The sequence below is a fragment of the Streptomyces sp. JLYT201 genome, assembly GCF_059448825.1.
On sequence record NZ_CM182551.1, the window covers coordinates 9,253,328 to 9,257,358 of the forward strand.

At 74.0% G+C, this 4,031-nt stretch carries 3 protein-coding genes; 1 reads left to right on the top strand and 2 read right to left on the bottom strand.

Features of this window, described 5'->3' with window-relative positions; genetic code table 11:
- Positions 1 to 71 precede the first annotated feature (71 nt).
- Complete coding sequence (locus AC5WAM_RS39015; RefSeq protein WP_495523748.1) at positions 72 to 1,355, top strand: glycosyltransferase; 1,284 nt, start codon at positions 72 to 74, stop codon at positions 1,353 to 1,355.
- Here the strand turns inward: AC5WAM_RS39015 and AC5WAM_RS39020 are convergent.
- Both AC5WAM_RS39020 and AC5WAM_RS39025 read right to left on the bottom strand, forming a co-directional pair.
- Entirely contained in the window at positions 1,337 to 2,863 is a 1,527-nt protein-coding gene (locus tag AC5WAM_RS39020) for an amidase (protein WP_495520532.1), read from the bottom strand. The two genes, AC5WAM_RS39015 and AC5WAM_RS39020, sit on opposite strands and share 19 nt — an antisense overlap.
- Positions 2,820 to 3,575: a thioesterase II family protein gene (locus AC5WAM_RS39025; protein ID WP_495523749.1), complete on the bottom strand. Its 756-nt coding sequence runs from the start codon at positions 3,573 to 3,575 to the stop codon at positions 2,820 to 2,822. The genes AC5WAM_RS39020 and AC5WAM_RS39025 overlap by 44 nt, the downstream gene beginning before the upstream one ends.
- Between the last annotated feature and the right edge of the window lie 456 nt (positions 3,576 to 4,031).

The window sequence follows — 4,031 nt, forward strand, 5'->3', positions numbered from 1 at the left end:
TCGTTCTCCGCGCGTTCGCCCGGTGAACGGGCCGCCGCGCACCCATACTGTCCGCCGTGCGGGTTGCGATGATGACAGCGGGCTCCCGGGGTGACGTCGCCCCGTTCACCGGACTCGGCGCCGGACTCGTCCGGGCCGGACACGACGTGACCTTGGTGACGCACGCCCTGTTCGAGCCCCTGGTGCGGGGCTCCGGCGTCCGCTTCCACCCGCTCCCCGTCGACCCGCGGGCGGAGCTGCACTCCGAGCGCGGCCAGGGCCTGCACCGCAGCGGCACCGGCGCGGGCAAGCTGCTGCGGGCCATGGCGATGGGCAGAGCCGTCGTGGGGCAGTTCACCGACAGCCTCATCGAGGTCGCCAAGGACAGCGACGTCCTGATCCTGAGCGGAGTGGTGGCTCCCCTCGGCTGCACCGTCGCCGAGGGCCTGAAGCTGCCGAGCGTCGGCCTCAACCTCCAGCCCATGCACGCCACCCGCGCCTTCGCGCCCCCGCTGGCCACCGTGCGCTCCTTCGGCCCGGCGGGCAACCGCCTGACCGGGCACGCGGTCACCGCCCTCATCGAGCAGATCTTCACCCGGGCCGCCCGCGAGGCGCGCCGCCGCCTGGGGCTGCCGCCGCTCGGCGTCGCGGCCGCACGCCGCGCCCGCGAACAGCGGGACTGGCCGGTCCTGTACGGCTTCAGCCCCCGGGTCGTGCCCCGGCCCGCGGACTGGCGCCCCGGCCTGGACGTCGTCGGCTACTGGTGGCCGCACGACCTCCAGGACCGACTGCCCGCGGACCTTGAGGACTTCCTGGCCGCGGGCGCCGCCCCGGTCTACGTCGGGCTCGGCAGCGCCACCGTCCCCGACCCCGAGCGCCTGTGCGGCCAGGTCGTCGGCGCCCTGCGCGCGGCGGGCCTGCGCGGCGTGATCCAGCGCGGCTGGGCGGGCCTGTCCGCCACTGGTGACGACATGCTCACCATCGACGACGTCCCGCACCGTCTGCTCTTCCCCCGCACCGCAGCCGTCGTGCACCACTGCGGCGCGGGCACCACCGCCGCGGGCCTGCGCGCGGGCGTTCCCGCCGTGCCCGTGCCCATTCAGTTCGACGAGATGTTCTGGGCCGGCCGCCTCACCGCCCTGGGCACGGCCCCGTACCCGCTGCCCCTGCGTCGGCTGACCACCGAGCGCCTCACCCATGCGCTGCTCCGGGCGACGGGCGACCCCCGCCACCGGGAGCGCGCCCAGCTGGTGGCGGGCCACCTCGCCACCGAGGACGCCGTCGCTCCCGTACAGGCCCTGTTGCGGCGCATCGAGAGCGAGGACCGCGGCGCACGCCTGCCGGAGCGCCCGTCCGCTCAGCCGACGGAGACCTGAGGGGTGCGGTCCCGCCACGGAACGGCCTGCTCCAGCTGCGCGGCCACCTGGAGCAGCAGGTCCTCGCGGCCGTGCGCGGCCACCAGCTGCACGCCGATGGGCAGGCCCTCGCGGCTCTGGCCGAGCGGCAGGCTGATCGCCGGGTTGCCCGACACGTTGAACGTGGCGGTGAACGGCCCGTACGTGAACAGGCGGTGCAGCCACGAGCGTGCCGAGTGCCCCTCGTGGTCGTAGTTGAGCGTCCCGTGCGGCGCGGGCAGCCGGCCGAGGGTGGGTGTCAGAAGCAGGTCGTGTTCCTGGAAGAAGCGGCCGACCGCCCGCGTCACCACGTTCTGCGCCTCGGTCGCGGCCATCACGTCGAGCAGCGTGAAGCCCTCGGTCTCGGTGAGCACGCGCCGCGACACCGCCTCCAGCTTCGCCGGGTCGGGCCTGCGCGGCGCGCCGCGCAGCACCGCGCCGCCGGTGGTGACCACTGTCAGCATCGCGGCCTCGACGACGGCGCCGCCGTCGACGTCGGGACCGGCCTCGGTCACCGCGTGGCCGATCCACTCCAGGACCTGGCCCGCGGTGACCGCCGCGTCGGCGACCTGGGGATCGACGGTGCCGCCCGTCCACGGCACGGTGGTCAGGGCGATCCGCAGACGCCCCGGGTCGGTGCGGATCGCCTCGGCGTACGGCCGCGTCGGCGGCGGCGCCTGGTACTTGTCGCCGACGGCGGGCGCGCAGACGGCGTCCAGGAGATGGGCGGTGTCCCGCACGGTGCGCGTGACCGCGAACTCCACCAGCTGTCCGAAGGCGATCTCACCGCTGGTCGGCCCGCACGGCGTGCGCCCCAGGCCGGGCTTGAGACCGACGAGGCCGCACGAGGCCGCGGGGACGCGAATGGACCCGCCCGCGTCGTTCGCGTGCGCCAACGGCACGGCACCCGCCGCGACCAGGGCGGCCGCCCCGCCGCTCGACCCGCCCACGCCGCGCTTCGGGTTCCAGGGATTGCGCGTCGGGCCGTAGCGCACCGACTCGGTGGCGAAGCTCAGGCCGAACTCGGGCGCGGTGCTCTGCCCGAGCGCCACCAGACCCGCGGCGCGGAACCGGGCCATCAGATCGTGGTCGACCAGGGCGTACGCGCCCTTGATGGAGCGGCTGCCGAGGGTGAACGGCACGCCCTGCGCGAAGGGCCCGCTGTCCTTGATGACGAACGGCACCCCGCCGAAGGGGCCCTCGGGCTCATGGGCGAGGGACGGGTCGAACAGCGGCTGCGTCAGCGCGTTCAGCTCGCCGTCGGCCTGTTCGAGGGCGCGCCGCGCGCAGGCCTCGACCTCGGCCGCGCTCACCTCGCGCGTCCGGATCAGCTCACGCAGGCCCACCGCGTCGAAGGACGCGTACTCGTCGAGCTCCAGCGCTCCCAGCTCCTCGTTCTGCCCGTTGCGGTCGTCTGTGTCGTGTGCGCTTGCGTACGCGGCAGGCTCAGCGGCCCGGAGTCGCGGCGCCGAAGTGGTCGGCGAGCTCACGGGCGACGGACTCGGTGTGCTCGCCCAGGAAGAAGTGCCCGCCGGTGAAGACGCGCAGCCGGAAGGGCGCCACGGTGTGCTGCGCCCAGGCCCTGGCCTCGGCGATGTCGACCAGCGGGTCGCTGTCGCCGGTCAGCGTGACGACCGGGCAGTTCAGGGGCGGCCCCGGCCGGTAGCGGTAGGTCTCGATGGCGCGGTAGTCGCCGCGCATGGCGGGCAGGACCATCCGCAGGACCGCCTCGTCGGCGAGCAGCTCCGCGTCGGTGCCGCTCAGCCGCCGCAGCTCCTCGACGAGCCCCTGGTCGTCGCGCAGGTGCACCTGCTCCTCGCGGTGGCGCGACGGCGCCCGGCGCCCGGACGCGAAGAGGCCGCGCAGGATGACACCGCTTTCCTCCAGGCGCCGGGCCACCTCGAAGGCGACCGTGGCGCCCATGCTGTGCCCGAAGAACGTCAGCGGCCGGTCCGCCCAGGGCATGAGCTCATCGGCCAGGCGGTCAGCGAGGGTTGAAATGTCCGTGATGCACGGTTCCTGGAGGCGGTCCTGCCGACCGGGGTACTGCACGGCCAGCACGTCCGCGGCCTCGCGGAGCGCGGCGGAGAGCGGGAAGTAGTACGTCGCCGAGCCGCCCGCGTGCGGGAAGCAGACGAGGCGGGCGCCCGCCTGCGGTGCCGGATGGAACCGCCGGACCCAGGCGCTGCCGGTCGATGCCACCACGGTGCCTCTTCTCCGCTTCGTGCCGGTGGTGCAGGTCAGCCGGGTGGTACCCGGTCCCGCGGGGGGTGCTCGCGCGGGAGTGGTGCGCGGGCGAGGGCTACCTTAAGCTCCCCGCGCCCCCGACGTGACACTGGAGGGGGGCCGGGTGCGCTGAGGTATATTTCGAGCCACTGCGACAACCGGCCCGTGACTCCGTCCCCGCAGCTCGTACCCCCTCCATCCTCGGTCCACCATGAATTCCGGACAGTCGGAACTCGCGAGGGCGGGTACGGCCAGGAAATTGGTGCTTGACGGTCGGCCCATTCGTGACGCAGTGTTGCGGGACAGTCGTCAGTGAGTAGGCGAGTAGGACGACTGCTCGACGATTGGGAAACGCCGGGCACGGGGGACGGGGCGTACGTACACATGGTTCAGCAGCGCAACGATGTCATTCGTCATGCTCGCCTCTCCGAC